The 25,482-nt window shown below is 71.9% G+C and carries 24 protein-coding genes; 16 read left to right on the top strand and 8 right to left on the bottom strand.

Translation table 11 applies throughout. The annotated features are described in order from the left end of the window. Positions 1 to 15: 15 nt before the first annotated feature. From VSH64_RS00605 to VSH64_RS00620, 4 genes are all read left to right on the top strand, one after another. Positions 16 to 756 carry a DUF3592 domain-containing protein gene (locus VSH64_RS00605; protein ID WP_326569590.1) on the top strand — a complete coding sequence of 247 codons (741 nt, stop codon included), beginning with the start codon at positions 16 to 18 and terminating at the stop codon, positions 754 to 756. Between the two features lie 109 nt (positions 757 to 865). Continuing rightward, positions 866 to 1,675, top strand: coding sequence for a DUF3592 domain-containing protein (locus VSH64_RS00610; RefSeq protein WP_326569591.1), 810 nt, complete (start codon positions 866 to 868; stop codon positions 1,673 to 1,675). Further along, entirely contained in the window at positions 1,672 to 2,472 is an 801-nt protein-coding gene (locus VSH64_RS00615; protein WP_326569592.1) for a DUF3592 domain-containing protein, read from the top strand. Before VSH64_RS00610 ends, VSH64_RS00615 begins: the two co-directional genes overlap by 4 nt. Next, complete coding sequence (locus VSH64_RS00620; protein WP_326569593.1) at positions 2,469 to 3,275, top strand: hypothetical protein; 807 nt, start codon at positions 2,469 to 2,471, stop codon at positions 3,273 to 3,275. Before VSH64_RS00615 ends, VSH64_RS00620 begins: the two co-directional genes overlap by 4 nt. A gap of 3 nt (positions 3,276 to 3,278) precedes the next feature. Here the strand turns inward: VSH64_RS00620 and VSH64_RS00625 are convergent, their stop codons facing one another. Further along, entirely contained in the window at positions 3,279 to 3,887 is a 609-nt protein-coding gene (locus tag VSH64_RS00625; protein WP_326569594.1) for a TetR/AcrR family transcriptional regulator, read from the bottom strand. 119 nt (positions 3,888 to 4,006) lie between these two features. Between VSH64_RS00625 and VSH64_RS00630 the strand changes: the two genes are divergently transcribed. From VSH64_RS00630 to trpA, 5 genes are all read left to right on the top strand, one after another. After that, positions 4,007 to 5,569: an anthranilate synthase component I gene (locus VSH64_RS00630; RefSeq protein WP_326569595.1), complete on the top strand. Its 1,563-nt coding sequence runs from the start codon at positions 4,007 to 4,009 to the stop codon at positions 5,567 to 5,569. 211 nt (positions 5,570 to 5,780) lie between these two features. Further along, entirely contained in the window at positions 5,781 to 6,293 is a 513-nt protein-coding gene (locus VSH64_RS00635) for a Trp biosynthesis-associated membrane protein (RefSeq protein WP_326837863.1), read from the top strand. Between the two features lie 154 nt (positions 6,294 to 6,447). Further along, on the top strand, positions 6,448 to 7,257 hold the full coding sequence (gene trpC / locus VSH64_RS00640) for an indole-3-glycerol phosphate synthase TrpC (RefSeq protein ID WP_326569596.1): 810 nt from the start codon (positions 6,448 to 6,450) through the stop codon (positions 7,255 to 7,257). Continuing rightward, positions 7,254 to 8,474, top strand: coding sequence for a tryptophan synthase subunit beta (gene trpB, locus VSH64_RS00645; protein WP_326569597.1), 1,221 nt, complete (start codon positions 7,254 to 7,256; stop codon positions 8,472 to 8,474). The genes trpC and trpB overlap by 4 nt, the downstream gene beginning before the upstream one ends. Then, complete coding sequence (gene trpA, locus VSH64_RS00650) at positions 8,471 to 9,265, top strand: tryptophan synthase subunit alpha (RefSeq protein WP_326569598.1); 795 nt, start codon at positions 8,471 to 8,473, stop codon at positions 9,263 to 9,265. Before trpB ends, trpA begins: the two co-directional genes overlap by 4 nt. Positions 9,266 to 9,313: 48 nt before the next feature. On the opposite strand, the gene VSH64_RS00655 is transcribed toward trpA, so the two are convergent. Next, positions 9,314 to 10,150, bottom strand: a complete 837-nt coding sequence (locus VSH64_RS00655; RefSeq protein ID WP_407655621.1) for an SCO6745 family protein — start codon at positions 10,148 to 10,150, stop codon at positions 9,314 to 9,316. 93 nt (positions 10,151 to 10,243) lie between these two features. Here VSH64_RS00655 and VSH64_RS00660 point away from each other — a divergent pair, with 93 nt between their 5' ends. Then, a complete protein-coding gene (locus tag VSH64_RS00660; RefSeq protein WP_326569600.1) occupies positions 10,244 to 10,897 on the top strand; it encodes a peptidoglycan recognition protein family protein in 654 nt (217 codons plus the stop codon). A 90-nt stretch (positions 10,898 to 10,987) separates the two neighbouring features. Here the strand turns inward: VSH64_RS00660 and VSH64_RS00665 are convergent, their stop codons facing one another. Beyond that, positions 10,988 to 12,352, bottom strand: a complete 1,365-nt coding sequence (locus VSH64_RS00665) for a glutamine synthetase family protein (protein WP_326569601.1) — start codon at positions 12,350 to 12,352, stop codon at positions 10,988 to 10,990. An 84-nt stretch (positions 12,353 to 12,436) separates the two neighbouring features. On the opposite strand from VSH64_RS00665, the gene VSH64_RS00670 reads away from it, so the two are divergent. Next, positions 12,437 to 13,918 carry an APC family permease gene (locus tag VSH64_RS00670; RefSeq protein ID WP_326569602.1) on the top strand — a complete coding sequence of 494 codons (1,482 nt, stop codon included), beginning with the start codon at positions 12,437 to 12,439 and terminating at the stop codon, positions 13,916 to 13,918. A 1,532-nt stretch (positions 13,919 to 15,450) separates the two neighbouring features. Here VSH64_RS00670 and VSH64_RS00675 read toward each other — a convergent pair. After that, the gene (locus VSH64_RS00675; protein WP_326569603.1) at positions 15,451 to 16,113 is read right to left on the bottom strand and encodes a helix-turn-helix domain-containing protein; all 663 of its coding nucleotides are present in this window, start codon (positions 16,111 to 16,113) and stop codon (positions 15,451 to 15,453) included. A 100-nt stretch (positions 16,114 to 16,213) separates the two neighbouring features. On the opposite strand from VSH64_RS00675, the gene VSH64_RS00680 reads away from it, so the two are divergent. The 5 genes from VSH64_RS00680 to lgt all read left to right on the top strand — a co-directional run bounded on the left by VSH64_RS00680 (position 16,214) and on the right by lgt (position 21,031). Then, entirely contained in the window at positions 16,214 to 17,059 is an 846-nt protein-coding gene (locus VSH64_RS00680; RefSeq protein ID WP_326569604.1) for a helix-turn-helix domain-containing protein, read from the top strand. Between the two features lie 4 nt (positions 17,060 to 17,063). Then, positions 17,064 to 17,408, top strand: coding sequence for a DUF397 domain-containing protein (locus tag VSH64_RS00685; RefSeq protein WP_326569605.1), 345 nt, complete (start codon positions 17,064 to 17,066; stop codon positions 17,406 to 17,408). A 107-nt stretch (positions 17,409 to 17,515) separates the two neighbouring features. Beyond that, a complete protein-coding gene (locus VSH64_RS00690; protein ID WP_326569606.1) occupies positions 17,516 to 18,655 on the top strand; it encodes an amidohydrolase family protein in 1,140 nt (379 codons plus the stop codon). Beyond that, complete coding sequence (locus VSH64_RS00695; protein WP_326569607.1) at positions 18,652 to 19,827, top strand: M20 metallopeptidase family protein; 1,176 nt, start codon at positions 18,652 to 18,654, stop codon at positions 19,825 to 19,827. Before VSH64_RS00690 ends, VSH64_RS00695 begins: the two co-directional genes overlap by 4 nt. Positions 19,828 to 19,918: 91 nt before the next feature. After that, positions 19,919 to 21,031 (top strand): prolipoprotein diacylglyceryl transferase, encoded by a 1,113-nt coding sequence (lgt, locus tag VSH64_RS00700; RefSeq protein WP_326569608.1) that lies wholly within the window; start codon positions 19,919 to 19,921, stop codon positions 21,029 to 21,031. 828 nt (positions 21,032 to 21,859) lie between these two features. On the opposite strand, the gene VSH64_RS00705 is transcribed toward lgt, so the two are convergent. The 4 genes from VSH64_RS00705 to VSH64_RS00720 form a co-directional block, all read right to left on the bottom strand. Beyond that, a complete protein-coding gene (locus tag VSH64_RS00705) occupies positions 21,860 to 22,741 on the bottom strand; it encodes a hypothetical protein (RefSeq protein WP_326569609.1) in 882 nt (293 codons plus the stop codon). Positions 22,742 to 22,755: 14 nt separating this feature from the next. Continuing rightward, positions 22,756 to 24,150, bottom strand: coding sequence for a hypothetical protein (locus tag VSH64_RS00710; protein ID WP_326569610.1), 1,395 nt, complete (start codon positions 24,148 to 24,150; stop codon positions 22,756 to 22,758). 41 nt (positions 24,151 to 24,191) lie between these two features. Beyond that, positions 24,192 to 24,530, bottom strand: coding sequence for a hypothetical protein (locus tag VSH64_RS00715; RefSeq protein ID WP_326569611.1), 339 nt, complete (start codon positions 24,528 to 24,530; stop codon positions 24,192 to 24,194). Between the two features lie 143 nt (positions 24,531 to 24,673). After that, a complete protein-coding gene (locus VSH64_RS00720) occupies positions 24,674 to 25,459 on the bottom strand; it encodes an SDR family oxidoreductase (RefSeq protein ID WP_326569612.1) in 786 nt (261 codons plus the stop codon). Positions 25,460 to 25,482 lie beyond the last annotated feature (23 nt).

Genomic DNA, 25,482 nt, shown 5'->3' on the forward strand with positions numbered 1-25,482 from the left:
ACGGAGGCTTCGCGCATGGATCTGGGGACGACCGACTCGGCGACGTGGGACCGCGTGCTGCGCCGGCAGTACTGGCGGTCGGTGTGCCTGGTCGTGGTGTTCGGGTTGGTGCTGCCGGCGCTGCTGCTGACGGGCCTGTGGTGGCAGGACAACCGCTCCACCTGGCTGCTCGACCACGGCGACGAGACCACGGGCCAGGTCACGCGGGTCCGCACCTCATCGCAAGGGCACGACGTGCCCACCATCTCCATCGCCTACCAGGCGCACGGCGCCCCCGAACAGGTCGACATCGACGGCGACTCCGGCCGCGACTACCGGGTGGGCGACTCCGTCACCGTGCTCTTCGACCCCGCCGACCCGACACACGCGAGGACCCCGGACGAGCAGAACCTCAGTGACGGCTGGATGTTGGCCTTCGTGATCCCCTTGCTCCTGCTCATCGTCTTCGTCCCGGTGACGATCGTGGCCGCGGTGACCTGGGCCCGCCGCCGCCGCGCCGCCGGGGCGTCCACCTGGCGGCCCGTGCGCCTGCGCACCTCCGAAGACACCGACCACGGCCAGACCGTGCGCTTCACCCTCGACGGTCGCCAGATCGTCGCCAAGCCGACGGTCCTGTCCTTCGTGCCGCGTGGCAAGAAACGCCGCGCCGGCGCACACGTCGCCGGCTCGGGCCGCCGGCTGGTGCTGGTCCTGCCCACCGGTTCCCGCCGCGGCCGGCCCCGCGCGGTCGCGCTGAAGGTGCGCGCCAAGCGGTAAGGGGCCGTCGACACGCCTGGCTCGTCCGTTCGGTTGCCTTCTCCTCCGGTGTTCTGGATCGCAGCTTTTTCGCTGGTGAAGCGTGATTTCCCGGTCGTACCCTCTCCTGATGGATCTGGGGACCGCGGGCGATCGGCCCGACAGCCAAGACGACGAACCTCTCCTAGCCCGCACCGGGCGGCCGACCAGGCCGGACCCGGTGACCTTGGACCGCGCGGTCCGCTCTCGCATCCGCCGGGCGGTACTCGCCGCGGTGGCGTGGACGTTGCTGCTAGTGGCGACGATCGCCGGTGTGGTCCTGCTGTTCCGCTCGTCGGAGCGGCTGCTCGTCGAGGGGGTGCGGACGACAGCGCGGGTCGACATGGTGGTGGACAACTCCGAAGTACGTGGCGCCCGCAGCTACTTCGTCGTGGCCTACGGCGAACGACGCGCCGCGATCTTCGACGTGGACAGCACTTCGCACCACGTCGGGGAAACGCTGACGGTGTACTACGACCCGGACGATCCACTGCACGTGCGCACCGCCGACAACGCCAACGGCGACGACCTCTGGTTCGGGGGATCGGTCATCGTGGCCTTGGTCGAGCTGGTCCCGCTCGCCTGGGCCGTCGTGTTCCCGGTGCGCCTGGCCCGCCGCCGCCGCCTCGCCGCACGCTCCGGGTGGCGGCGGGTGAAGATCACGCCGTTCGGCAGCCGCGCGTTCATCGTGCGCCACGCGGACGGCGAGCGGCTCGTGGTCAGGATCGTCACCGTGCTGCGCCGCCGTTACCGCTTCCTCGCGCAGGCGCCCCGGCGCGGCTGGGTCGGCGGCCGGGGCAAGCACCTCGTGCTCGTGGTGCCGCGCGGCACCGACCGCTGCGCCATCCCGGTGCACGCCTTCGACCACATCGGCGAAAACTCAAGGGGGACCACGAAATGACCACCCGAGACGACCCGCTGAGACCGGACGGCCCCGGCCCCGCGGACCGCCAGGATCCCACCGACCCCGCGTCCTGGGACCACCTCTTCCGTCGCCGCTTCTGGCGCGCCGCAGGCGGTTCGGCGGTGTGGTTGCTCGTCATCGTCGCGGCCGTCACCGCGATCACGCTGCAGGAGAACAGCTCCGCCTGGCTGCTCGACCACGGCACGCCGGTGGCCGGCGAGGTGGTCGACGTGCGCACGCCCGCGCGCGGCGAGCAGACCATCACCGTCGACTACCCGGTCGGCGATGTGCTCGACCAGGCCGTGATCGGCCTCGACTCCGACCGCGACTACACGGTGGGCGAGCGCGTGCGGGTGTTCTACGACCCGGCCGATCCGGACCACGTGCGGACCGCCGACGAGGAGAACCTCAGCGAAGTCGGGGTCGGGTTCGCCGTGGTCCCGATGCTGATCGCGCTGCTCCTGCTGCCGTGGTCGATCGCGTACGCGGTGGGCTGGGCGCGCCGGCGCCGCGCGGCGAAGCGGTCGGGCTGGCGGCCCGTGACTGCGGTCGTGTTCGACTCCTCGGGCGGCCACCAGGTGCTGCGGCTCGATTTCCCCGACGGCGCCTTCCTGATCGCGCGCACCGTCGCGGCGGTGCGGGGCCGGTATTCGTTCCTGCGCGCCGGCGCGTTCGGCGCTTGGGTGGCCGGCGAGGGGCGCCGTCGCGCGCTCGCGTTGTGGCACCCGGCGAAGGGCGCGTACGTCGTGCCGCTGCGCGCGCCACGCCGCGCCCGCCGAAGGACCGGCCGATGACCCCGCGTCCGGTCGGCAAGAAACGGCGTGGCGCGGCCAAGTTCCCCGCGGTCCGGCAGAGACCCGGCGACGGCGAACCGTACCTGCCGCCGCAGCGCGACGCGCGGCCCGCGGACGGGCACCGCGTGCTGGAGCGCATGGCCGGACGGGTGGCGATGTACCTCGCGGTGGTCGTCGTCTGCGTCGGCGCGGCGATCGGCGGGGTGAACTGGATCAGCGCCCAGGAGGCGCAACTGGCCGACGCGCACCAAGCCGACCTCACGGTTTACGGCGACGTCGTCGGGCGCGTGGGGGACTCGCCCTACTTCGAGGTGAGCTACCCGGGCCCCGACGGACCACACCTGGTGACGCTGGGGGATCGCCGCGGCGAGTTCCACGCCGTCGGTGACCGGGTGGAGGTCACCTTCAGCCCGGCCGACCCCGCCCACGCCTGGGACCCCGCCACGAATCTGCGGGATCCGCTGCCGGAGTCGCTCGCCTTCGCCGTGACGTTCGCCGGGATGCTCGGCTGGGCCACCGCGGCCGGCTTCGCCGCGGAGTGCTGGGTCCGCCGGCGCGTGGTGCGCCGCAGCGGGTGGCGGGCGGCGCAGCTCGATTTCGACGAGCCCGGCGTCGTGCGCGCGACGTTCACCGACGGCACCCAGCTGCGGTTGCGGCCGGCGCGCGGCCTTTCTCGCGCGTACGCGCGCCTCGGCCGCGGCCGGCACGTGGGTTTCCTCGCCGGCGCCGGCGATCGCATGGTGCTGCTCGTGCCGGGGAAGCCCGAGCTCTCGCTCAAGGCCGTGAGCACGCGGTGGACCTGAACCTCAGAGCCCGAGATCTCCCGTGAGGTACCGCTGCACCGTCGGCGCGATCGCCTTCACGAGCGTGTCGACGTCGGCGGCCACCATCGGCTCGAAGCGCGCGATGTAGCGGATCACGCCGATGCCCACGAGCTGCGAAGCGCACAGCGACGTGCGCAGCGCCGCGTTGCCCGAGCCCATGTCGGCGATGATCTCGGCGAAGAACTTCGAGAAGAACTCCCGCAGCACGGTCGCGGCCAGCTCGTGGCTCGCGACGCTGCGCACGAGCGCCTGGAACGTCTCGCCGCCCACGCCGTCCCAGCGCGTGACGAAGGTGCGCACGATGCGTTCGCCGAACTGGTCGTCCGGGCCGTCGCGCAGAGTCGAAAGCAGTTCGAGCGGCGAGAAGGGCAGCTCCAGCACGGCCTGGGCGAACAGGCCCTCCTTGCCGCCGAACCAGTGGTTGACCATGGCCGCGTCGACGCCGGCGCGCCCCGCGATCGCGCGCACGGTGGCGCGTTCGTAACCGTGTTCGGCGAACACCGCGCGCGCGGCCTCCACCAGCGCCGTGCGCGTGTCCTGCCCGGCAGGCCGGCGGCCACGCCTGCGGGAGGTAGTGTCTTCGGTGCTCACAGGTCCACTATGACCCTTTGTCACCGTGAATTCAACAGCTGCTGAATTCAACGGTCACACCCGGCCCACCCCAAAGCCCGCCCCAGGTCCGCCGAGGCCCGCGCGGCACAATGGGACGCATGGTCAGCTCAGCAGCCGGCAAATCCGCCGGGCCCGGCCCGGTCAGCCCCTCCCGCGCCGAGTTCCGCGCGCTCGCCGAAGGCCGCCGCGTGATCCCCGTGGTCCGCAAGGTCCTCGCCGACGGCGAGACCCCGCTCGGCATCTACCGCAAGCTCGGTGCCGATCGTCCCGGCACGTTCCTGTTCGAGTCGGCGGAGAACGGCAAGTCGTGGTCGCGCTGGTCGTTCGTGGGGGTGGACAGCCCGGCCGCGCTGACCGTGCGCGACGGCAAGGCCGTGTGGACCGGCACGCCGCCGGTCGGCCTGCCGACCGAGGGCGACCCGCTGCAGGTGCTGCGCGCCACCGTCGAGGCCCTGCACACCGAACCGCTGCCGGGCCTGCCGCCGCTCACCGGCGGCATGGTCGGCTACATCGGCTACGACGCCGTGCGCTGGCTCGAGAAGCTGCCCGAGCTGGCCGAGCGCGACCTCGACATCCCGGAGCTGACCATGCTCCTGGCCACCGACCTCGCGGCCTTCGACCACCACGAGGGCACCGTCACGCTCATCGCCAACGCGGTGAACTGGGACGACTCGCCCGAGCGCGTGGACGCGGCCTACGACAGCGCGCTGGAGCGGCTCTCGGCGATGACCGAGCAGCTGCGCGTGCCCGCGCCGCCCACCGTCGCCACGTTCGACCGGCCGGTGCCGGAGTTCAAGCGCCGCCGTACGAAGGAGAACTTCCACGCGGCCGTGGACAAGGCCGTGGAAGCGATCAAGGCGGGCGAAGCGTTCCAGGTCGTGCCCTCGCAACGCTTCGAGATCGAGACCGGTGCCGACGCGCTCGACGTGTACCGCGTGCTGCGCACCTCGAACCCGAGCCCGTACATGTACCTGCTTCGCCTCGAAGGTTTCGACATCGTCGGGTCCAGCCCCGAGTCGCTGGTCACCGTGCGCGACGGCCGGGCCACCACGCACCCCATCGCGGGCACGCGCTGGCGCGGCGCCGACCCGGAGGAAGACGCGCAGCTGGCCAAGGACCTGCTGGCCGACGAGAAGGAACGCGCCGAGCACCTGATGCTCGTGGACCTCGGCCGCAACGATCTCGGCAAGGTCTGCCGCCCCGGCAGCGTGCACGTGGTCGACTTCTTCCAGATCGAGCGCTACAGCCACGTGATGCACATCGTGTCCACCGTCACCGGTGAGCTGGCGGAGGGCAAGACGGCGTTCGACGCGGTCACGGCCTGCTTCCCGGCCGGCACGCTCTCGGGCGCGCCGAAGGTGCGCGCGATGCAGCTGATCGAAGAGCTGGAGCCCGTGCGCCGCGCGCTGTACGGCGGTGTGGTCGGCTACCTCGACTTCGCGGGCGACGCCGACACGGCCATCGCCATCCGCACGGCCCTGATGCGCGACGGCGTCGCCTACGTGCAGGCCGGCGGCGGTGTGGTCGCCGATTCCGTGGCCGACTACGAGGACACCGAGTCGCTCAACAAGGCGCGCACGGTGCTCTCGGCCGTCGCGGCGGCCCAGACCATGGTCCCGGCGGGAGAGCTGGACCCGGCCGAGGATTCCGCCGGTGTCTGAGCAGGGAGAGCCGGCCACGCGCGCCGACCAGGCGAAGGCGGTCTCGCCAGGTCCGGTCCAGGCCGGCGGAACCGAGTCGGCGGACCGGTCACGGGCCGGGTCCGGCGCGGACCAAGCGTCGCAGCCCGCCGACTCGGCGCGATCCGGCGCGGAGGAAACCGCCACCGCCACCGGGAAAACCCCGGCCCAGCCGTCGCGGCGTCCACTGTGGATGATCGTCGTCGGCCTGCTGCTGGGCGCGCTCGCGTTGTGGGGCGCCTCGAAGCTGGCGTGGTTCGCCGAGTTCCGCGACGGCGGTGTGCTCGGCCGGCAGCTCTACACCGAGGACGGCGAACAGCGCGCCACCGCGCTCGTGCCGCTCGCGTTGCTGGCGCTGGCCGGGGTCGCGGGCGTGATCGCGACCGGCGGCTGGGCGCGGCGGGTGCTGGGCGTCGTACTGGCCCTGGCCGGGGTCGCGGGTGTCTGGACCGGCGTGAACGGCGTGAAGTTCGGTGGCTGGGCCCCGGGACTGCCCGTCACGGAGATGCTGCTGGGCCGCGGCCTGGCCGTGCTGGGCGGAATTCTTCTGGTCGTCGCGGGGTTGGTGGCCGTCAAGGGCGCGGGTGCCGCCCGCCGGCTCGGCAGCCGGTACGCGGCGCCGGGTGCGAAGCGCGCCAAGCGTGATCCGGACATCGAGCTGTGGGAGGCGCTTTCCGAGGGTGAGGACCCCACCGCGGGCAGGTGAGCGCCGGGAACCGAAGCGCATTCGGAGCAAGGCGTGCACCCGGAACGGGCCGGTCTTCGAGCGGGGGTTAGCATCGTTTCGGCGGGAAGGGGAAGGTTTTTGTGAGCGAACTTGCGATGGGATCGATGATTTCGCCGACGGACGGGTGCGCGCGGTGAGCGTGCTCGAAGACATCGTCGCCGGTGTGCGGGAGGACCTCGCGGTCCGCGAATCCGCGCTGCCCTTCGACGAGCTGAAGGCCCGTGCGGCCAAGGCCCCGGCGCCCCGAGACGTGATGGCGGCCCTGCGCGAGTCGGGCATCGGCGTGATCGCCGAGGTGAAGCGGCGCAGCCCCTCCAAGGGCGACCTCGCCCCGATCGCCGACCCCGCTTCCCTGGCCAAGGACTACGAGGACGGCGGGGCGCGGCTGATCAGCGTGCTCACCGAGCAGCGCCGCTTCGGCGGCTCGCTCGCCGACCTCGACGCGGTGCGCGCGGCCGTGGACATTCCGGTGCTGCGCAAGGACTTCATCGTCAGCCCGTACCAGGTGCACGAGGCCCGGCTGCACGGCGCGGACATGGTGCTGCTCATCGTCGCCGCACTGGAGCAGAACGCGCTGGCCGCGCTGCTCGACCGCGTCGAGTCGCTCGGCATGACCGCGCTCGTGGAGATCCACAACGCCGAAGAAGCCGACCGCGCGCTCGAAGCCGGTGCCCAGGTGATCGGCGTCAACGCCCGCAACCTGCACACGCTGGAAGTCGACCGCGACGTGTTCTCCCGCCTCGCCCCGGGGCTGCCGTTCGAGGTGTTCAAGGTCGCCGAGTCCGGCGTCCGCGGCCCGGGCGACCTGATGTCCTACGCCGGCCAGGGTGCCGACGCCGTGCTGGTCGGCGAAGGCCTCGTGGCCTCCGGTGACCCGAAGGGCGCGCTGGTGAAGCTCGTCACCGCCGGTTCGCACCCCGCCTGCCCGAGGCCGTCGCGGTGACCGAGGAACACGGCAAGTACGACCCGGACGAGCGCGGCTACTACGGCCCGTACGGCGGCCGGTTCATGCCCGAAGCGCTGATCGGCGTCGTCGACGAGGTCGCGGCCGAATACGACAAGGCGCGCCGCGACCCGGAGTTCACCGGTGAGCTGCGCCGCCTGCTCAACGAGTACGCGGGCCGCCCGTCGCTGCTCACCGAGGCCAAGCGCTTCGGCGAGCACGCCGGGGGCGCGCGGGTGTTCCTCAAGCGCGAGGACCTCAACCACACCGGCTCGCACAAGATCAACAACGTGCTCGGCCAGGCGCTGCTCACCAAGCGCATGGGCAAGAAACGCGTGATCGCCGAGACCGGCGCGGGCCAGCACGGCGTGGCCACGGCCACCGCGTGCGCGCTGCTCGACCTCGAGTGCATCGTCTACATGGGCGAGGTCGACACCAAGCGCCAGGCGCTCAACGTCGCGCGCATGAAGCTGCTCGGCGCCGAGGTCGTGTCGGTGAAGACCGGTTCGCGCACGCTCAAGGACGCGATCAACGAGGCCTTGCGCGACTGGGTGACCAACGCCGAGTCCACGCACTACATCTTCGGCACCGCCGCTGGCCCGTACCCGTTCCCGATGATGGTGCGCAACTTCCACAAGGTCATCGGCGAGGAAGCCCGCGCCCAGATCCTCGAGCAGGCCGGCCGGCTGCCCGACGCCGTCGCCGCGTGCGTCGGCGGCGGCTCCAACGCCATCGGCATCTTCTCGGGCTTCTACGACGACCCGTCCGTGCGGCTGGTCGGCCTGGAGCCGGGTGGCGAGGGCATCGAGGGCAACCGCCACGGCGCCACGCTCACCAAGGGCACCCCGGGCAACCTGCACGGCGCGATGACGTACCTGCTGCAGGACGAGGACGGCCAGACGATCGAGTCGCACTCGATCTCCGCCGGCCTCGACTACCCGGGTGTCGGCCCGGAGCACGCGTGGCTCAAGGACTCCGGCCGCGCCGAGTACCGGCCGGTGACCGACGCCGAGGCCATGGACGCGTTCCGGCTGCTCTCGCGCACCGAAGGCATCATCCCGGCCATCGAGTCGGCCCACGCGCTGGCCGGCGCGCTGGTGCTCGGGCGTGAGCTCGGGCCCGACGGCCTGATCGTGGTGAACCTCTCGGGTCGCGGCGACAAGGACATGGACACCGCGGCCGAGTGGTTCGGGCTCGTGGACGGGGAGGACAAGTGAGCGGCCTCGACGACCTGTTCGCGGCGACGCGGGCGGAAGGCCGGGCCGCGCTGGTCGGCTACCTGCCCGCCGGCTTCCCGTCGATCGACGGCTCCAAGGACCTCCTGGCCGCGACGCTCGACGGCGGCGCCGACCTGCTCGAGGTCGGCGTGCCCTACTCCGACCCGGTGATGGACGGCCCCACCATCCAGGCCGCCGCCGAATCGGCGCTGGCGAGCGGGTTCAAGCTCAAGCGGCTGTTCGAGGTCGTCGAGTCGATCTCGGCCCGCGGCGGCAAGGCCGTGGTCATGACCTACTGGAACCCCGTGCACAGCTACGGCGTGGACCGCTTCGCGCGTGACCTCGCCTCGGCCGGTGGCCTCGGCATGATCACGCCGGACCTGATCCCGGACGAGGCCGCCGAGTGGACCGCCGCGTCCGAGGCCCACGGCCTCGACCGCATCTTCCTGGTGGCGCCTTCGTCGTCGGAGGAGCGCCTGGCGCTGACCACGGCCGCGTCGTCCGGTTTCGTGTACGCCACGGCAGTCATGGGCGTCACGGGCGCCCGCGACGCCGTCGGGGTCCACGCGGAGGACCTGGTCCGCCGCACGCGCGCCCACACGAACCTGCCGATCGGCGTCGGTCTCGGCGTCCGCTCCGGTGACCAGGCGGCCGAGCTGGCCGCGTTCGCCGACGCGGTGATCGTGGGTTCGGCCCTGGTCACGGCCGCGGCTTCGGGTGGCGTGGACGGCGTGCGGAAGCTGTCGGAGGAGCTGGCCGAAGGCGTGCGGCGGGCACCGGCTCGAGCCTGAGCCGGGCTCCGGCCTGCCTGTGGCGCTCGGCGTCGGTGGGCCCGCGCGTCACTCGGACCCGGTGGCCACCAGCCGAGCGGTGATGGGCTCCAGCAGGGTGACCAGCTCGTCGAACTCGGCCGCCGAAAGGCCCTCGTAGGGCGCGGCGGCGAGTTCGTCGGTGAGGGCTTCGATGCGGTCCTTGGTCTCGCGGCCGGCGTCGGTGAAGCGGCCGTCGACGTCGACGATCCCGCGCTCGCGCAAGCCGGCCATGATCGCCGCCAGCCGCCGCTTCGGCAGGTGGTGCACGCGCCCGAACGACTCCGGTGGGTGAATGCCCATCTCCAGCGCCGCGAGCACGTGCGCCTCCGCGCCGCCGATGCGCGCGCCGACGAGCGCCGCGATGTGCCCGTCGCCGCGGTGCTCGCGCAGCGTGGTCGCGGACTGCCACAGCCGCTCGACCGGGTCGTTCGGTACCGGCAGGGTGCGCATTCCGGCGTACATCATCCGGCCGGCCGTGGGCGCGCTCGCGGCGGCCTGCGTGGTCAGGTCGGCGGCGCGCGCCAGGCCGGGGGAGCCGGTCAGCTCGTCGCCGAGGATCCGCCGCAGGGACGCCGCGCTGCCCCGCCGGCGTGCGGCCACGGACGCCTCGGGCGGGATCGTCTCCCAGGCGCTCGGGATGTGCCGCGCGACCTCGCCGTCGGCGAAGTTGTAGAACGCCGCGTGCACGACCTCGGCCGGCACTCGCCCCAACGGCGCCGCGCGGCTGGCGAAGTAGCCGTCCCAGTAGCTGCGGTGGCCGAGCGCGGCCAGCTCTTCGTTGCACTCATCGGAGGCGAAGCTGACCATGCAGATCGGCTCGAGCAACTCGTGCATGCGGCGCGCGGTGTTCGTCATGGCCGACATCCTGCCCGCGGCACACGTCCGGGCGAGGCGGAATCCGGCGACTGCCCGCCCGTTTGTACGCATCGTGTACCGCCCACGCTCACGCTGCCTTGCATGACATTCACCCACCTTCCCCGGCGCACTTTTCTCCGCGGCGCCGCCGGCCTCACCGCCGCGACCGCCGCCGGCCTGCTGCTGCCCGGACTCGCCAGGGCCGCGACCGAGCCGCGCATCTACAGCTGCGCCGAATGGGGCGCGCGGCCGCCCGCCGATCCGTTGACCACGCTCGACCACCCGGCGAACCGGGTGCTCGTGCACCACATCGCCTGTCCCAACAGCACGGACTATTCGCTGGCGCACGCGTTCCAGGTCGCCCGCGACGACCAGGCCGACCACATCGACAACAACGGCTGGTCCGACACCGGCCAGCACTTCACCATTTCCCGCGGCGGCTACCGCCTGGAAGGCCGCCACGGCAGCCTCAGCGCCCTGCGCGACGGCAACCAGATCGTGCGCGCCGCGCATTGTCCCGGCCAGAACGACAACGCCATCGGCATCGAGAACGAAGGCACCTACACGTCGGTCGAACCGCCGGCGGCGCAGTGGAATTCGCTGGTCGTGTTCATCGCCTACGTGTGCACCCAGTACGGCATTCCGGTCGAGGAAATCCAGGGCCACCGCGATTACTACAACACCGAATGCCCGGGCGACAAGCTCTACGCGAAGCTCCCGCAACTGCGTTCGGCGGTGGCCGAGTTGCTGGGCTGAGCATTCCGGGCGTGCACTTGTGGTTCGACCATGCTGGGTGTGAGCGCGCTTGGTTCGACCACGCTGGGAATGCGCGCGCTGCGAACGGACTCAGTGCAGCCAGCGCATCACGTCGCACAGTTCCCGTTCGTCGAGGCCGCCCAGTTCGGCGATCTCGCCGCGCCGCACGTCCATCAGCGTCGTGGCGAGTTCCGCACCGAAGGCCGACGTCAGCGCGTCGTCGGCCTCGAACGCCGCCACGGCCTCGGCCAGCGACCGCGGCAGCCGCGTCACTTCCGCGGCCGCGGCGTCGGCCGCCGACAACGCCCCGGGATCCACGTCCAGCGCGGCCGGCAAGCGCGCCGAAGAATCGACCCCGGCCAATCCCGCGAACAGCAACCCGGCCACGACCAGATACGGATTCGCCGTGAGGTCGAAGCACTTCACCTCGAAATTGGCCGCCGTGTCCCGTTTCCCCACCGGGCCCGAGATCAACCGCAGCGGTGTTTCCCGGTTCTCGCGACCCCACGCCGTGAACACCCCGGCCCAGTGGTGCGGTTCGAGGCGCTGATAACTCACCACCGACGGCGCCCCCACCGCCAGCAACGCCGGCAACCGCCGGTAGATCCCGGCCGCGAACGATTCCGCGACGTCCGTGAGCCCGAAGATCCCTTCACCGCCGGAGCAGAGGTTCCGGCCTTCGCGCCACAGGCTGAAGTGCACGTGCCCACCGTTGCCCACGCCGCCGGGCGCGAACTTCGGCGTGAACGACGTCCGCAACCCGTGCGTCAAACCCACCGCACGGATCGTTTCGCGCGCCAGCACCGCGACGTCCGCCGCCCGCACCGGATCGTCGGCGGCCACCGATACCTCGAACTGCCCCGCCGCGTACTCCGGGTGCACCTGCTCCACGCCGACGTGCTCACTGTCCAAAGCGGACACCAGATCCCGCAGGTACGCCGAGTGCGCGGCGAGGCGCGAATACCCGTACGCCGGGCCGGAAACGGGAATCCCGTCCTCGCCCGCCACCACCCATTCGAGCTCGAACGCCATCCGCGCCGAGTACCCGCGCTCCGCGAGCCGCGCGGCCGCCGTCGCCGCCAGCGCGCGGGAATCCTGCGGGTGCGGTTCGCCGTCCTGGTCGTAGCGCCACGCCGGCGCCCACGCCCAGCCCGGCTGGGCCGCGAGCGTGGTCACCGCGTCGAGGTCGGGGTGCAGCCGCAGATCACCGACCGGTCCGGACGAATACACGCCGGCCGTGATCGTGTCCGTGCACAGGAAGAAGTCGAACGAGTTCGACGCGCCCACACCCCACGCCGCCACCTCGGCCAGCCGGCCCACCGGCACCGCCTTCACGCGCGAGATGCCGGAGTTGTCCACGAAGGTCAGCGACACCACCTCGACCCCCGAACGGCCCAGCCGCGCCGCCGTCTCGGCGCCGAGCCGGGAAAGTGCTACCCGATCGAGCTGGCCCATCCTGCCCCCGCGATGTTCACTGGTTGGTCCGGCGCCGTGGTTTCCCACGCCGCCCGCCGCTTCCGGACGAGCGAGGAGCGCATCGTGTCAGACATCGTCGAAACCCGTCCAGCGCTACGGCGCACCTTGTCGGTGTGGCAGGCCGTGGGGCTGTCCGTGGCGCTGATGGCGCCGAGCATGGCCGCCAACATCAACCCCCAGCAGACCGCGGCCGCCGCCGGGCGCGCCGTGCCGCTGGCGTTCCTGCTCTCGGCCGCGGGGGTGCTGCTGGTCGCCTACGGGTTCGTCCGCCTCTGCCGTCATTACCACCACGCGGGCTCCGTGTACGCCTTCGTCGGCGCGACGCTCGGCCCTCGCGCCGGTGTGGTCTCCGGCATCGGCCTGCTCGGCACCTACACCTTCTACGCCGTGGTCACCAGCTCCGCGGCGGGCACCCTCGGCACGGCGTTCCTCACACAGGTCGGGATCTGGCCGAACCCGCCGTGGTGGGGGCCGTTCGTGCTCACGGCCGTCGCGCTCGTCGGCAGCTGGCTGCTCGCCGTGGCGCCCGCGCGCCGTGGCACGTCCACGCTGCTCGCCGTCGAGGGCGCCACCATCGCGTTGATCCTGCTCGTCACCGCCGTGATCCTGGTCCGGCTCATCGCCGGCAACGCCCCCGGCGGCGCCCACTTCACGATGTCCGTGTTCACCTACACCCCGGACATCGGCCTGTCCGGCGTGTTCCTCGGCGCCGTGTTCGGCTTCCTGTCGTTCGCGGGCTTCGAGGCCGCCGCGACGCTCGGCGAGGAGACTCGCGACCCCCGCCGCAACATCCCGCGCGCCATCCTCGGCACGGCCCTGTTCGGCGGCGCCTTCTTCGTGATCGTCACGGCCGTGGAGATGATGGCCTTCGGCTCCGACGCCCAGGCCTTCCACGACTCGCCCTCCCTGCTCGGCGACCTCGGCACCACGTTCGTCGGCTCCTGGGTCGGCGACGTGATCAGCCTCGGCGCCGCGATCAGCGCCTTCGGCTGCTGCCTCGCCTGCGTGGTCGGCGGCTCGCGCCTACTCTTCGCCCTCGGCCGCGACGCCTTCGACGGCCGCGGCATCGGCCGCACCTCCGCCAAAGGCACCCCGGTGCTCGCCGTCACGGTCGTCGCGCTGGCCGCCGCACTCATCATCGTGATCTGCGCCGTGTTCTTCGGCGCGACGGCCGCGGACACTTTCGCGTGGAGCGGCTCCATCGGCACGCTGATCCTGCTGGTGATCTACCTGCTGACCACGCTCGGCGCCATCCTCTTGCTGTTCGTCCGCCGCCGCGCCCACGCCCCGTGGTGGCACCTGGTGTTCCCGATCGGCGCGCTCGCCTTGCTGGGCTACACCGTGTACGTCAACGTGATCCCGTACCCCACCGAAGGCCCGGCCCGCTGGTTCCCGATCACGGCTGGGGCGGTGCTGGTGTTCGCCGTGGTTTTGGTGCTCGCGGCCCCGGGTTTCGCCCGGCGAGTGGGGGAGCGGCTGAGCCTCGTGGACAGCAGCGCCGGCACCGGCGCCAGCCCCAGCACCGGCATCAGCAACGACGGATAGCCGACACCGACGCCGTGCACTGGCCGGCACCGCGCTTCGGCCGGGGCCGTGTGCTGGCTGGGGCCGTGCGCTGGCCGGCACTGCGCTTCGGCCGGGGCCGTGCGCTGGCCGGGACCGTGCGCTGGCCGGCACCGCGCTTCGGCCGGGGCCGTGCGCTGGCCGGGGCCGCGCTTCGGCTGGCGCCGTGCGCTGGCCGGCAGCGCGCTTCGGCCGATTTCGCGCTCTGGCCGGGACCGCACTCTGGCCGACACCCACTGCTGACTGACACCGCTTGTCGGCGCTCGGCTCGCGACACGCCAGGCGGTGCTGGTGCGCCTGGGCCCGTGCCCGGCTTGTGACGTGCCGAGCAGGGCTGACTAGCGCGGCTTTGAGCAGGGCGGTACCGACCAGGGCGGTGCCGACCTGCGCGCTGCTGAGCTGTGCGGCACCGACCGGGCAGTACTGACTAGCGCGCGCTGACCAGGGCGGCGCTGGGCAGCTCAGCGCTGCTGAGCAGCGCAGTGCCGAGTAGCGCAGCGCCCTGCAGCGGTGCCGAGCAGTGCAGTACAGCAGTGCTGGGCAGCTGTTCCGCACCGCACCGCACCGCACCGGGTCGGGCCGAGCTGGGTCGGGCTGGGCTGGGCTGGGCAGCTGTTCCACACCGCACCGCACCGGGCCACACCGCACCGCACCGGGCCGCGCCGGGCCGGGCTCCGTCGGGCCGCGCCGCGCCGCACCGGGCGGGGCTCCGTCGGGCCGCGCCGCGCCGCACCGGGCGGGGCTCCGTCGGGCCGCGCCGCGCCGCACCGGGCGGGGCTCCGTCGGGCCGCGCCGCGCCGCGGCGAGTCGGGTCGAGCTGGGGCTGGGGCTGGGGCTGGGGCTGGGCAACCGCGCCGCGCCGCGCCGCGCCGCGCCGCGCCGCGCCGGGCCGCGCCGGGCCGGGTCAGGTCGGGTCTGGCCGCGCCGGGCTCCGTCGGGCCGCGCCGCGCCGCGGCGGGTCGGGCCGAGCTGGGCTGGACAGCTGTTCCGCACCGCACCGCACCGCACCGGGCCGCGCCGCACCGGGCCGGGCTCCGTCGCGCCGTGCCGCGCCGAGTCGGGTCGAGCCGAGCTGGGGCTGGGCAACTGTTCGGCGCCGCGCCGCGCCGCGCCGCGCCGCGCCGCGCCGGGCCGCGTCGCTGCGCTGCGCGCCGGGCCGCGCCGGGCCGCGGCGGGTCGGGCTGGGCTGGGCTGGGCTGGGCGAGCCGGGCCGGGCCGCGCCGCGTCGGGTTGGGCTGCGGCCGGTCGGGCCCGCCCGGGCCCGTGCTCGGGTAATGCTGGGCTGGGCTGGGCTTGGGTCAGGTCGGGTTGGGGCCGTGGTCGGCGCTGGTGCCTTGGCTGTGGTCGGGTCGTGGGGTGCTCATGGTGCAGCGCCTGGGTGGTGCCGGGGCCGCGGCGCGACGGCGCCCCCGGAGCCTGAGAAGCCACCGGGGGCGCCGGCCTCCGCCGGCGGGGCGGCGGAGCTGGGACCCGGTCGCCGCGGCCGGTCGGGGGCGGGCGCGGCGGCCGGGAGTTCATTCGTCGCGTGCGTGGGGTTCGTCGTCGCCGGTTTCGGGGTTGCCGTCGTAGACCACGGAGTCGTCGTCGCTGATCCACCAGCCCACGTCCATCACCTCCGGTCCCGCGAGGTGCAGCCGGACGGTGTAGCCGAAGAACCGCGCGAGCATCATCACGTTCGTCACCGCGTGATCCACGAACACCGGCGTGTTTTCCATGCGCCACAACCAGATCGCGTTGATCCCCAGCGCCGCCGCCACGTCATCGCAGGAGTAACCCGCCCGCTGCCGCAGCCGGTGAAGCTCCCGCTGCAGGCGCCACAGCTCCGTCATGGCGAACTCGTCGGCCGGGTTGTCGCCGTGCGGCATCCGCTGCCGCCACGGGGGCAAGCGCTTCCCGGGATCGTCCTCGACCAGCAGCACCCGCAGCGAGCACCCGAGAAGCCGCGCGTACGCGTCGAACAGCGGCACCGTCGTGCTCGTCGCCGCCCGCGTCTTCACCCCGTGCACGTTCTCCGGCCGAAGCCCCAGCATCCGCCCGGCTTCCCGGAAGGTCAGCCCCTCTTCCCGCCGGACCTCGTCGAGCCGCACGGCCACCGTAACGAGCTGCTCCAGCGCGGACAACGGCTTCGGCGCTGAGACTTGCTCCTCCGGCTGCTTCTCCGCGACGCTCACGGTCATGTCGCCCCCTACGCTGGTTTCGTCGACCTTACCGACAAAACGTATCACTACGTTTTGCGGTTGTCACTACTGCCGGGATTCGTAGCGGTACGATCCGTGCATGGCGAACAGTCCGACGATGCGCCGCAAGCGGCTCGGCGCTGAGCTGCGCCGCTTGCGTGGCGAAGCAGATGTGTCCGCTGAGCAGGCGGCCGAGGTACTCGACTGCTCGGTGAGCCGCATCGGCCACTTCGAAAACGGCCGCAACGCGCCGCGCAAACCCGACCTCCAGGTTCTGCTCGACTTCTACGGCGTGTCGGCCGAGGTCCGCGCGGTGCTGGAGCAGCTGCGCAAGGAAGGCACCCAGCGTGGCTGGTGGGCGACCTACAAACTGCCGCCGTGGCTGCAGACTTACGTGGGCATGGAAGCCGATGCGACCTCGATCCGGGTGTTCGAGATCGAACTGGTGACCGCGCTGCTGCAGACCAAGGCCTATGCGCGCCGGGTGCAGAACAAGCGCAGCAATGCCGACTCGACTGAGGCGGATGAGCGGTTCGCCAGCGCCCGCATTCGCCGGCAGCAAGTTCTCGATGAACCCGGCGGCCCGTCGTTGTCGGCGATCTTGTCGGAGTCTGCGCTGCTGCGGGCCGCGCACGAGCCCGATGTCGGCGCCGAGCAGCTGCGCCACTTGGTCACGATGTCGAAGAAGCCGAACATCAGCATTCGCGTGCTGCCACTGGCGGCCGGGCTGCACTCCTCGATGAGCGGTTCCTTCCACCTTCTCGACTTCGATCCCGAGGTGTCGACCTCGGTCGCGTACCAGGAATACGCGGTCGGCGGGCACCTCATCGACGACCCGGATGTCGTCGGCACCCTGGGTGAGCTGCATGAAACACTGAAGTCTGCGGCGCTCGGGGAGGTGAAGAGCCGGAGCCTCATCGAGCGTCTCGCGCGAGAGACGGGATGAGCCGATGATCGAAGAATTTCACTCCGCCGAGTGGCGCAAGAGCAGCTACAGCGGGGCGAACAACAACTGTGTCGAAGCCGCGGTGACCGCGGCCGGCGCCGGCATTCGCGACACCAAGGACCGCGCCGCCGGGCACCTCACGGCGACTCGTGATGGTTGGTCGGCGTTCCTGGCCGAGGTCGGTGGCGAATGGCGGAAGTCGAGCCGGTCGCAGAACACCTCGAACTGCGTGGAGGTGGCGGTAACCGCGACCGGCGCCGGCGTCCGTGACACGAAGCAGCGGGAGGCCGGGCACCTGGCCACCACTCGCGATGGTTGGTCGGCGTTCCTGGCCCAGCTCGGCCGTTAACCAACCAGCACCCAGCACCACCAGCACCACCTAACAGCAGCAAGCCTCCAGCGACCCGAGAACGCTGGGGGCTTTCTGCTGTCCGGCCGTACGCTGAGCCCCAGGAGGTGCGTGACGTGCTGGATTTCGTCGCCGAGGTGCCGCTGGTCGACCACCACTGCCACGGCGTGGTGACCGGCGCCGTGGACCGTGAGGGTTTCGAGGGGATGCTCACGGAGGCGGATGGCGTGTCGCCGTGGGGTACGTCGTTGTTCGAGTCGCTGGTGGGCCTGGCCGTGCGGGAGCGGTGCGCGCCCGTGCTGGACCTGCCGAAACACGCGCCGGCCGACGAGTACCTCGCCCGGCGCGCCGAGCTGGGCGCCGAGGAGGTCAACCGGAGGTTCCTGCGCGCGACCGGCACCACCGACTTCCTCCTCGACGGCGGTTTCCAACCCGGCGCCCTCACTGGCACCGCCGAGTTCGCCGACCTCGCCGGGGCCCGCGCGCACGACGTGGTGCGGCTGGAGCAGGTGGCCGAGGACGTGGTGCGCGCGGGCACGACCGCGAGCCGGTTCGCGGCGGACTTCCAGGCCGAGCTGCAGAAGCGCACGGAGCACGCGGTGGGCGTGAAGTCGATCGCGGCGTACCGGGTGGGGCTGGAGCTCGACGGGGAGCGGCCCGACGCGGTGGAGGTCACCGATGCGGTCGGACGGTGGCTGTCGCGGGTTTCAGCCGGGCTGCCGCTGCGGCTGCGCGACGAGGTGCTGCACCGCCACCTGATCTGGGCCGGGATCGACCTCGGGCTGCCGGTGCAGTTCCACGTGGGCTACGGGGATTCCGACGTGGACCTGCACCGCTGCGATCCGTTGCTGCTCACCGCCTTCCTGCGCGCCACGCGCGGCTCCGGCGTGCCGATCCTGCTGCTGCACAACTATCCGTTCCACCGCAACGCCGCCTACCTCGCGCAGGTCTTCGAGCACGTGTTCGTGGACACCGGCCTCATCACGCACAACGCGGGCCTGCGGGCGCCGGCGATTCTGGCCGAGACGCTGGAGCTGGTGCCGTTCGGGAAGCTGCTGTTCTCCACCGACGCGTTCGGGCTGGCGGAGCTGTACCACCTCGGGACGAGCCTGTTCCGCCAAGGACTGTCCGATTTCCTGGAGGCCGCGCTCGCCGCGGACGCACTGTCCGAAGTGGACGCCCAGCGGCTGGTCCGCCTGGCCGCGCACCAGAACGCGAACCGGATCTACCGTCTGGAGCCCCGATGACCGACCTGGCCGCGCGCTGGCGTGCCGCCCTCGCCGAGGAGCTGCCGGGCGCGATCGAGCTGCGGCACCGGCTGCACGCCGACCCGCGGGCGTCCGGCGACGAGGACGACACCGCGCGCGTGGCCGCCGCGGCCCTCGGGGCGGGTGAAGTGATCCCGGTGGCGAAGACCGGGCGGCTGATCGAGCTGGCCGGTGAGCACGCCGGGCCCGCGGTGGCGCTGCGGGCGGAGCTGGACGCGTTGCCGATCGTGGAGCGCACGGGCGTGGCGTGGGCGTCGGACTCCGGGCTGATGCACGCGTGCGGGCACGACGTGCACGTGTCGGCGCTGGTGGCCGTGTGCCGGGCGGCGCAGCGGGTGGGCGTGCCGCGGCGGCTGGTCGCGATCCTGCAGCCGCGGGAGGAGACGGCGCCTTCGGGGGCGTTGGACATCGTGGAGGCCGGGGCGCTGGAGGACCTCGGCGTGGACACGGTGATCGGCGCTCACGTGCAGCCGCGGCTGGCGCACAACGTGGTGTCGGCGGCGCCGGGGCCGGTGAACGCGTCGACCGACGAGTTCGAGATCGTGCTCCACGGCCAAGGCGGTCACGCTGGGTATCCGCACCTGCTCCACGATCCGGTGCTCGCGTTGAGCCAGCTGGTGGTGAGCCTGCAGCAGCTCGCGAGCCGGCGGGTCGATCCGGTGTACGGGGCCGTGTGCACGGTCGGGCGCATCAACGCGGGCACGGCCGCCAACGTGGTGCCGAACACCGCCACCGCGCTCGGCTCGCTGCGGCTCATGCGGGCGAGCGACCGCACCCGCGCGCTGGAGGCGCTGGGCGACATCGTGCACGGCACGGCCCGCGCGTACGGCTGCACCGCCGACCTGCGGATCAGCCCGTGCGAGCCGGTGCTGGTCAACGATCCGGCACTCGCCGCGGCCGCGCAGACCTGGCTGCTCGACGGCGGCGCCGACGTCGACACCGACTTCCGGTCGTTCGGCGCCGACGACTTCGCGCACTACTGCGGCACCGGCACCCGCGGGCTGATGCTGTTCGTGGGCCTCGGCGACACCGCGGGCGCGCCCACCTTGCACGACGAGGTGTTCCTGCCGGAGGACGCGGCCGTCGGGCAAGTGGCGCGGGCGCTGATGGCCGGATATCTCGCCGCTCTGCAGCCGGGCGGTTACGAGTAGTCACCTTCGCGACCGGACCGTGACCGTCGCTTCACGAATCCTTCGGCAGCGCCCTCACCACACCGGAGCATTGACGCGATACGGTGACCGCGTGTATTCCGCCTCGGCAGCCTTCCTGGCCACGATCCCGAGCCCCGACCGCGGTGTCTGGCACCTGGGGTTCATTCCGATCCGTGCCTACGCTCTGTGCATCATCGCGGGCATCATCGTCGCGATCTGGTGGGGAGAGCGCAGGTGGGTCGCCCGCGGGGGCACCAAGGGCACGGTGATCGACGTCGCGGTGTTCGCGGTGCCGTTCGGCCTCGTCGGCGGTCGCCTCTACCACGTGATCACCGACCCGGAGCTGTACTTCACGGCCGGCAAGAACCCGTGGAACGCCTTCGCCATCTGGGACGGCGGCCTCGGCATCTGGGGCGCCATCGCCCTCGGTGGCGTCGGCGCGCTCATCGCCTGCCGCCGCAAGGGCATCCCGCTGCCGGCCCTGGCCGACGCGCTCGCCCCCGGCATCGTCACGGCGCAGGCCATCGGCCGCATCGGCAACTACTTCAACCAGGAACTCTTCGGCGCGCACACCGACCTGCCGTGGGGCCTGGAGATCTACCAACGCATCGACCCGACCACCGGCCTGGCCAACGACCTCACCGGCATCGCCGTGGGTCACGTGCCGCTGCCCGACAGCCCGGTGCACCCGACCTTCCTGTACGAGCTGATCTGGAACCTGCTCGTCGCGCTCGTCGTGGTCTGGGCCGACCGCCGCTTCAAGCTCGGCCACGGCCGCGCGTTCGCCCTGTACGTGGCCGGCTACACCCTCGGCCGCTGCTGGATCGAATTCATGCGCACCGACAACGCCAACCACATCCTCGGCCTGCGCGTGAACGTGTGGACCTCGATCCTGGTGTTCGTCGGCGCAGTGGTGTTCATGATCCTGGCGAAGAAACGCGGGCCGCGCGAGCTGCCGGAAACGCTGCGCAGCCCGGGTGACGAACGTGATGCGCCGGCGGCCACGGATCCTTCGGACTCCGCTTCGGCTTCATCCTCGGACACGAACACGGACACGGACACGGCGCCGGCCGCTTCGGACACTTCGGACGTCTCGACGGACGACCCCCCGGCCGAACCCCGGGACGAAGTGACCGCGGACGCGGGTTCTTCGACGGTCTCCGGAGTCTCCAGTTCGGACGCGGACAAGTCCGACAAGTCCTGACTTCCTTACCTGCGTTACCTTTTTCCGCTACGAGGTCCCCGGCTCGATCCGAGCCGGGGACCTCGTGCGTTCACGGGTGTTCCTGCCCAGTCGCGAGCAGCTGCCTTCTCGGTGATCAGGCCGCTCAGCGGGTGAGTGGCGGGGCGCGGCTCGTCGCGCGCCCGATCAGGCGACCGCCCGAACGCGAAGCAGGTGCAGCCGGGCCGCGATCTGCCTTGTGGCGGCCAGGCGGTTGCTCGACCCCACTGCGGGGGAGGGGGACGTGGGTTTCCCGGCCGCGCCCTCGCGGTTGCCGGCGTGGGTGCGGCTGGTGCGGCTGGTGCGGCGGCAGAGTTGCGAGCGGCGCGGTGCGATCAGGTCGCAGCAGGTGAGTGACAGGGCCTGGGTTCGGGTTGTCCGGGGCCGTGATCGGGTGCCTGACCGTGCGACTGGTGAGGCTGCGGTGCATGAGCGACGCGGGGGCGGTCCTGCCGCCGAGTGCGCAGCCGGTGAATCGGTCTGGTGCGGGGTTGCGCGGAGGTGGTCGTGCGGCTGTTCTGGTGCGCAGCCGGTGCGGTGGCAGGGTTTGAGCCACCCGGAGAAGATCTCCTGCTCCGGCATCGGTGGCTCGGGCGTGGACGTGGTGGCCGGTGGTCACCCGGTCTCGGGCGTCGCCGATGGCTGCGGGTGGTCCGCGAAGGGCGCCTTGCGGGAATCGGATTCCCGCAAGGCGCCCTTCACAGAACCTCGGCGGAGGGTGACCGCTGCGGTCGGTTCCGCGTGTGGTGGTGCGCCGCGGAGTCGAAAGCGGCGCCGGCCCCGCGCTCCCACCGCGTTCGCGTCGTGACGTCAGCCGAGTGGTGAGCCGCCGAAGTAGTCGTCGTCGCCGCCGGAGCGGTCTTCGCCGCGGGGACGGCGTGGAGTGGGCGGCTCAGGGCGTTTCGGGGTGGGGCGGTCGGTGAGGGGGTCGGCGTAGTCGTCGTCCGGGTCGGTGAAGCGCATGCGCGGTTCTTCGTGCCGGGGTGCCGAGTGGCGGCCCTGGTCCGGGTCGGGTGCGGGACGGCCGCGGTCGGCCAAGGGGTCGGTGTAGTCGTCGTCCGGGCGGGGAGCGCTGTGGCGGCCGGGTGCCGGTGCCGGGTGCGAAGGACCCGAATGCGAAGGGCCCGAGTGCGAAGAGCCGGAGTGTGAAGGACCCGAAGGCGACGGACCGTCGTGCGAAGGCCGGCTGTCGTACGCCGAAGAACTGCTCGCCAGCGGATCCGCGTTCGAGAACCCCTTCGGCTCCTCGACCGAGGCCTGCGCCGTCGTCCGGCTCGATTCCGCGAGCAGGTCGCGCGAGCCGGTGCGGGCCTCCAGGACCTCCTCCGGCGAAAGGCCTTCCTGCATCTCCTCGTACATGTCCTTGGCGTCGCCGAGTTTGGCGTCGGCCAGGGCGCGCACCTCGGGGTCGGCGAAGGCTCGGCCGGAAGCGACGTCCTGCCACGACAGCTCGCCGGCGTCGACCTTGCGCTTCACCAGGCGCAGCGCGGCCGGCGCGTCGGGCTTGCCGGCGGCGAGCTTCAGCGCCTCGATGCGTTCGGGGGAATCGGTCTGCGGCAACGGCTTCAGGCGGATCTTCTCGAGGTTCTTCAGCAGCTCCCGCGATTTGCTCACGGTGCTGTCGAGCGCCGATTCCGCCTCGCGGATCTCCGGCGTCTTCCACGCGTCCTGCGCGGGGGTGGGCCGTGACATGACGGCAGGTCCTCTCAGTCGTCGATGCGGCCGCTGATCCGGCCGCTGCCGGAGTGCGCCGGGGTACGGCCGCGGTGGCTGGCCTCGCGCTCCTGGTTTTCCTCGCGGGCGCCGCGGCTCTCCTCGATGCCGTCCTTCGCGGACTCCTTGATGTCGCCCACGTCGCCGGCGATGTCCTTGGCGTTGTCCTTGATGTCGCCGACGTCGCCCGCGATGCCCTTGCCGATGTCGACCGCGTCGGAGATGCTGCCGATGTCCTTGATCTTCGCCAGCTGCGACCCGATGTCCTTCACCGAGTTCCACAGGTCGCCGACCTTCTGCACGATGTCCTTGATCATGTCGATGATCGAGATCAACGCGTTGATGAGCGGCAGGATCTCCGACAGGCCGGTGATCGCGTCGGCGATCCAGCCCGCGATCGGCACACACGCCTCGGCCGCCATCACCAGCAGCCGGTCGATCAGGCTCTTCAACAGGTCGAGCGCCTTGGCCGCCAGCTTCTGCGACGTGTCCGCGAGCAGCTCGAAGCCCTTGGCGATCAGCTCCGCGATCCCGGCCTCCGCGGCCAGCCCCGCGCGCCACCCGAGATCCACGTACGCCTTGTGCGCGAGCGAAGCCGGGCCGCTCCAGTTCTCGCCGAGGATCTTCTCGTTGCCCACCATCACCGTCGAGAACGCCTTCATCGACTCGGCGATGTTGCGCCACGCCTCGGCGTCGGCGGAGATCTTCGAGAAGTCGCCGGTGATCGGCTCGATGAACTTCTGCGTGAGCGTCTCGCCGGTCAGCTGCTGGAAGATCCACTCCACGGCCATGACCTCGACGCCGGCCTCTTTCACGAGGTCCTGGATGTCCTCGCCGGACGTGTCCTCGGGCGGCTGCAGGAGCTCGCTGATCGAGCTGCCCTCGTCGAACCCGCTGGGCGACATCGACGGCGCCGCGCCCGGGTCGCCGCCCGAAGACGCCGGGGTGTCGCCGCCTTCGTCGGAGTCGTCGTCCGAGTCGTCCGAGTCGTCCGAGTCGTCCGAGTCGTCATCCGAATCGTCGGAGTCGTCCTCGTCCTTGTCCTCGTCCTTCTTTTTCTTGCCGTCTTCGCCTTCGTCGTCGTCGTTCTTCTTCTTGCCGTCCTCACCCTCGCCGGGTTTGCGGCCGGAGCCGTCGTCCTGGCCGGGCCGCCTCGGGTTCGCCGGGTCGTGCGGGTCACCCGGCTCGCCGGGGCGCTGCTGCGGCGGCGTGCCCGGCGGCGGTGTGCCCGGCTGCGGCGGGGTGTTCTGCCGCGGCGGGGTGTTCGGGTGGGGCGCGTTCGGGTGCGACGGCGGGTTGTTCGGGTGCGGCGCGTTCGGGTGCGACGGCGCCGTGCTCGGGTGCGAGGGCGAGCTCGGGTGCCCGCCCGGGTGGCTGTGCCTGGCCATGGGGATCCCCCTCGATCGTGGTCGAAGTCAGTGGTGGTGGGTCACTTCGCGCCGGGCGCGCCGACCTCGTCGATCCGGATGCCGAACTGCTTGAGGATCACCGCGGCCTGGCCGTCGTGGTGGTCGTAGGAGTCGGCGGCGGAGCGGATGCCCTGGCTGAGCGACGTGAGGCGGTTGTCGCCGAAGTCCAGAGTGCTGCCGTAGAGGTTGCCGACCAGGCCCACGACCGGGCGAAGCAGCGCGAACAGGCCGGTGAAGCCCGAGGTGTCGCACGCGGTCGAGTGCAGGTAGTCCCTGATCTTGCCGACCTGGGCGTGCAGCCCGTCGGCGACGTCCGCGTACTCGCGCATGACGTCGGTGTGTACGTCGAACTCCGACACCGATTCCCTCCCCGTGATCGTCGGTCGACGGACACTATGGCAGGAAGCGATCACCCTGCGTGGGGTGTTTGGGGAAATCCACCGGTTCGGAAAACTCAATCGGGCAAAACGGTCAAATCATTGTCCGAGTCCACAAAGGATCATCAGAGGTCGGGCAACCCCAGCTCGAGGTTCGGCGCCTGCAGCCCACCGTCCACTTCGAGCACCTTGCCGGTCACGTACGAGCCGGCCGCGGAAGCCAGGTACAGCACCGCCGAAGCCACATCCTCGGCGGAACCGATGCGCTGCAACGGAGTCGCGTTCTCCATCTTCACGCGGATCTCTTCGTTGCCGGCCACCAGTTCCAAAGCGGACGTGAGCACGGAGCCGACGCAGATCGCGTTCACGCGCACCTTCGGCGCGAGGTCCACCGCGGCCAGTCGCGTGTAGTGCGACAGCGCGGCCTTGGCCGTGCCGTAGGCGAGAAACCCGCGACCCTGCACGCGGCCCATGATCGACGAGATGTTGACCACCGCGCCGCCGCTCTCCAGCAGCGCGGGAGTCGCGGCGACGGTGAGCGCGTGGGCCGTGGCGACGTTGAAGCGGAACGCCTCTTCGAGGAAGTCCGTCGTGGTCTCGGTGAACGGCCGCGGGTACGTGCCGCCGACGTTGTTGACGACGATGTCAAGCCGCCCGAACGCGCCCAGTGCGGCCGACGCGAGCGCCCCGGCCGCCGCGGGATCCGCCAGATCGGCGGCCACCACGTGGGCGCGCCGCCCGGCCGCGGCCACGCGAGCGGCGATCTCCTGGAGCTGGGGCTCGGTGCGCGAGGCGATGACCACGTCGGCGCCGGCTTCGGCGAGTGCCACGGCGGTGGCGGCGCCGATGCCGCGCCCCGCTCCCGTGACCACGGCGACCTGGTCGGTGACGCGGAACCGATCGAGGATCATGCGGCGGACGCTAACACGATTCA

The sequence above is a fragment of the Amycolatopsis rhabdoformis genome (genome assembly GCF_035918295.1).
Classification (GTDB): domain Bacteria; phylum Actinomycetota; class Actinomycetes; order Mycobacteriales; family Pseudonocardiaceae; genus Amycolatopsis; species Amycolatopsis rhabdoformis.